This window comes from Streptomyces sp. SID5785, assembly GCF_009870065.1.
Taxonomy (GTDB): Bacteria; Actinomycetota; Actinomycetes; order Streptomycetales; family Streptomycetaceae; genus Streptomyces.
In genome coordinates, this window is sequence record NZ_WWIA01000828.1 from 1 (window position 1) to 4,129 (window position 4,129).

At 68.8% G+C, this 4,129-nt stretch carries 4 protein-coding genes; all 4 read right to left on the reverse strand.

Annotation, left to right across the window (positions count from 1 at the left end; genetic code table 11):
* Positions 1 to 885, reverse strand: an 885-nt coding sequence (locus GTW43_RS26910) for an FGGY family carbohydrate kinase (protein WP_272922565.1), incomplete at its 3' end; no start/stop codon positions are given.
* Between the two features lie 197 nt (positions 886 to 1,082).
* Positions 1,083 to 2,501: an L-fucose/L-arabinose isomerase family protein gene (locus tag GTW43_RS26915; RefSeq protein WP_161304559.1), complete on the reverse strand. Its 1,419-nt coding sequence runs from the start codon at positions 2,499 to 2,501 to the stop codon at positions 1,083 to 1,085.
* A 36-nt stretch (positions 2,502 to 2,537) separates the two neighbouring features.
* A complete protein-coding gene (locus GTW43_RS26920) occupies positions 2,538 to 3,377 on the reverse strand; it encodes a carbohydrate ABC transporter permease (RefSeq protein ID WP_161304560.1) in 840 nt (279 codons plus the stop codon).
* Positions 3,367 to 4,129 (reverse strand): sugar ABC transporter permease (locus GTW43_RS26925; RefSeq protein WP_161304561.1); only part of this gene is annotated, 763 nt, incomplete at its 5' end. The genes GTW43_RS26920 and GTW43_RS26925, both read right to left, overlap by 11 nt.

Consider the following 4,129-nt stretch of genomic DNA (forward strand, 5'->3'; position numbering starts at 1 on the left):
CAGGCAGTACGTGCCGGGGAACGCGCCTGCGGTGCCCCACAGCCGAGGACTGGTCAGCGGCTTCTCGACCACGTCGACGACGAACATCGTCGTGCCGTACATCAGCATCGTGTCGCCCGGTGCGGCGACACCGACTCCGGCGGCCTCCGCCCAGGCGTCGATGGTCCCGGCGACGACCGGGGTACCGGCGGGGAGGCCGGTGAGCTCGGAGGCCCGGCGGGTCACTTCGCCCACGACGTCGGCGGGCCACACGAGTTCGGGCCATTCGAGACCGGGAGCGATGTCCTCGCAGTGGTCGGTGATCCACGTGCGGCGCGCGTGGTCGTACAGGGGCGTGCACTGGCTCGCCGAGTGGTGGTCGAGGACGTACCGACCGGTGAGGCGGTGGACGAGATACGAACTCGCCATGTACCAGCGCCGGGTGGACCGGTAGAGGTCCGGCTCGTGACGGCGCAACCAGGCGAGTTTCGGGCCGATCGCCTGGCTGGTGAGGGGCGAGCCGCAGCGCGCGATGATCGCGTCGGCGCCGTAGCGCTCGGTCTGCTCGGCGATCTCGGCGCTCGCGCGGGTGTCGACGCCGTACAGGACCGCGGGGCGCAGCGGCCTGTCGTCGGCGTCGGCCGGCAGCACGCAGGGGCCGATGCCGCTGACGCAGACGGCGGCAGGACGCGGGCCCGACGCGAGGAGCTCCCGCGTCAGGGAACGGAGGTCGGACCACCACACGGCCTCCGCGTCGTGCTCGAACCAACCGGGGCGCGGGGTCGCGGTGGTGTGGGTGCGCTGTGCCTGGGCGAGCAGCGTGCCGTCGGCGGCGGTGAGCACGCCCTTGGACGAGGAGGTGCCGATGTCGATGCCGAGCAGCGGGCCCGGGCGCGACGTGGTCATGGTGCTCCGGTGGGTCGGGCGGGGCCCGCGGATGTCTCCGGGCCCCGGCGGTGGGCGTGCGTCAGCCGGTCTTGGCGCTCATGTCGTACTTCTCGTAGACGGCGGCCGCGTTCTCCTTCGTGATCTCCACCGTGCCCAGTGTCTGCTTCTTCTGCACCGACTTCTTCTGCGACAGAGCGAACGCGGCGTCGGCGGCCTCAGGCGGCGTCGCCGAAGCCGTCGTAGCGGATGCCGAGATGGCGGCACACGGCGCGCAGCGCGCCGACGTGGTCGCCGGGGACGGCGTGGATGTGGTTGGAGCCGAAGCGTCCGAGGAAGTCCTCGGCCTCGGTGTGCAGCCGGGCGAAGGCGTGCGGCCACTCGTACGTCGAGGCGCGCATCATGCGCTCGTTGGTCGCGTCGTCGTAGGTCTCCAGGTCGCCGCGCATGACGTGCATGCGGTAGGCCCCGTTCTCGCGGGTGAGCCGGGCGAAGGTGAGGGCGCCGGGCGCGGCGAGATGCTGCACGGAGGCGCCGCCCGCGGGAAAGTAGAAGACTTCGGGGCGCAGGTGGACCCCGGCGAGGTTCTCGAGCGGGTCGGCGGAGCGGGCCGCGTACCAGGTGGCGTGCTGGCCGGAGTTGCACAGGTCCCAGACGTCCTTGTCGGCGTGGTAGTGCCGGACGTCGGCGAACAGGGCGGGGTCCCCGGAGAGCAGTTTGAGGATCTGCATGGTGAGTGCGCCGTCCATGTCGGCCTCGGTGGCGGTGACATGGGTGTCCTTGGGGCCCTCCCAGTCGTAGGGGTCGTTCAGGAACGCCTCGGCGATGTCCATCGTGCAGAAGTGGGCGGTGAGTTCGGGCTGGCCCTTGATGCCGGAGAAGTCGAGGTGCCACTCGTCGATGAGCTCGCGCATCGCGTAGTAGCTGCGGATCTGCCGTTCGAGGAGTTCGGGGGTGAGGCGGTCGCCGTCGTAGTGGACGCCGCCTGCGTGCTGTTCGAGCCAGACGCGCGCCTCCTTCACCCGGGAGGCGTCGGCGTGTTCGCTGCGGCGCACGATCTCCCACTGGTCGATCTCCTCGACGTCGACGCCGAAGGTCTTCATCCACTGGTCGGTGTTGGCGGTGGCGGTGTACATCCCCATGGGCCGGCCGCCGATCCGGCCGAACGTGGAGCCGCGCAGACCCTGCACGGCGGCTGCGGCCCGGACCTGGTCGAGGATCCTCGCGCGGACGGCGGGGTCGTCGAGGTCGCCCCAGGCCCGGGCGTGGGTGCGGCCGATCTGGTCGAGCCCGCCGCCGCCCGCGAGCATGCCCACCATGCCGGGGAACTGCGGGTCGATGTTGGCGACCAACAGGATCGGGCCGGGTGTGGCGTCCGCCGCCAGCATGGTGAAGTGCGGGAACGTCCAGACCGAGTGGTGCAGGACGGTCAGATCGACGTGCTGCTGGGCCAGGTACCGGGCCTGGGACGTGGCGAGCCGGTTGGACTCGACGTGTTCGGGGGCGACGACGACGTCGTGCCCGGCGTCGCGGAGCATTCCGGCGAGCTGCTGCCCGGCACGGGTGACGTGTTCGCGCACGTCGCGCTGGACGTAGTCGCGGCCGTCGGAGATCGAGAGCAGGCCGATGCGTGCCATGAAGGGGCCTCCAGGGGGAGGGGCGAGGGGGTGCGGCTACTTCAGGCCGGAGGTCTTGATGGACTCGACCATCTGGCGCTGGAAGACGAGGAAGAGCGCGAGCATGGGGATCACGGCGACCACGGCGGCCGCGAGGATGTAGTTCCAGTTCGCGCCGTACTGGGTGGTGAAGGACGCGATGCCGACCTGGGTGACGGTGAGGTCCGCGCTGCTGGTGGACACCAGCGGCCAGGCGAACTGGTTCCAGTTCGCGAGGAAGAAGAACACCGCGAGGGCCGACAGGATGGGCCGGGAGAGCGGAAGGACGATGTTCCAGTACACGCGCCAGTACCCGCAGCCGTCGACGATGGCCGCCTCTTCCAGCTCCCTCGGGATGCCGAGATAGAACTGGCGCAGCAGGAAGATCCCGAACGCGTTGAAGATCAGCGGGACGATCAGGCCCGCGTAGCTGTCCAGCATGCCGAACTGCCGGACGATGATGAACAGCGGGATGAGGATCACGGGCGCGGTGATCAGCAGCGTCGAGAAGATGACGGCGAAGACCGAGTCGCGGCCGGGGAACCTGAGGCGGGCCAGCGCGTACGCGGCCATGGAGTGGAAGAACAGCGCGGCGACCGTGATGACGGCGGCCATGATGAAGCTGTTCAACAGCCAGCGGCCGAACGGCACTTCGGTGAAGACGTAGCGGAAGTTGTCCCATGTGACGTGCTGCGGCAGCAGGCGCCCGTCGGTGACCGTGGACCGGGACTTGAGGGACGACGAGATCATCCAGAGGATCGGGAAGACGCTCAGCAGGGACAGGGCGATCGCGAGGAGCGTGAGGCCTCCGCGCTTGCCGGCGCGCCTGCGTACCGCGGTGACGGTCTCACTCGCCATCGTCGAACCTCCCGCCCTTGGTGACCTTGAAGATGCCCCAGGAGAGAACGACCATGATCAGCACGAGGAAGGTGCCGAGGGCCGCGGCGTAGCCGTACTCGCCGAAGACGAAGGCCTGTTGGTAGATGTAGAACATGGCGACCGCGGTGCCGTTCGCGGGGCCGCCGGAGGTCAGCACGTAGACCAGGTCGAAGGTGCCGGTGATGGCCGCGACCGTGGTGATGATGAGGACGAAGAAGCTCGTCGGGCGCAGCAGCGGCCAGGTGATCTTCCGGAACGAGGTCCAGGCGCCGGCGCCGTCGATCGTCGCGGCCTCGTAGTACTCCTTGGGGATCTCGTTGAGACCCGCAAGGAAAATGATCATGTAGTAGCCCATCATGTACCAGACCGTCACGAGGATGACGGAGTACAGCGCGAGGCTCGGGTCCCCCAGCCAGGACCGGGGACTGATCCCGAGCTCGCCGACGGCCTTGTTGGCGATGCCGGTCTGCTCGTCGAACATGAACTTCCACAGCAGTCCCGCGACGACCAGGCTGAGCATGTAGGGCATGAAGAGGGCCGTCCGGTAGGCGGCCATGCCGGGCAGTTTCTGCTTCATCAGGACGCCGAGCCCGAGACTGACCACGAACAGCACCGGGACCAGGATGACCACGTACTTCGCGGTGATCCACATCGAGGACCAGAAGTACGGGTCGTCGATCATGCGCTGGTAGTTGCCGAGGCCGATCCACGTGTACGAGCCGAAGCCGGAA

Excerpts from the sequence above, each read along its gene's own strand:
- GTW43_RS26920 (WP_161304560.1), bottom strand. The coding sequence starts at position 3,377 with ATGGCGAGTGAGACCGTCACCGCGGTACGCAGGCGCGCCGGCAAGCGC.
- GTW43_RS26915 (WP_161304559.1), bottom strand. The coding sequence starts at position 2,501 with ATGGCACGCATCGGCCTGCTCTCGATCTCCGACGGCCGCGACTACGTC.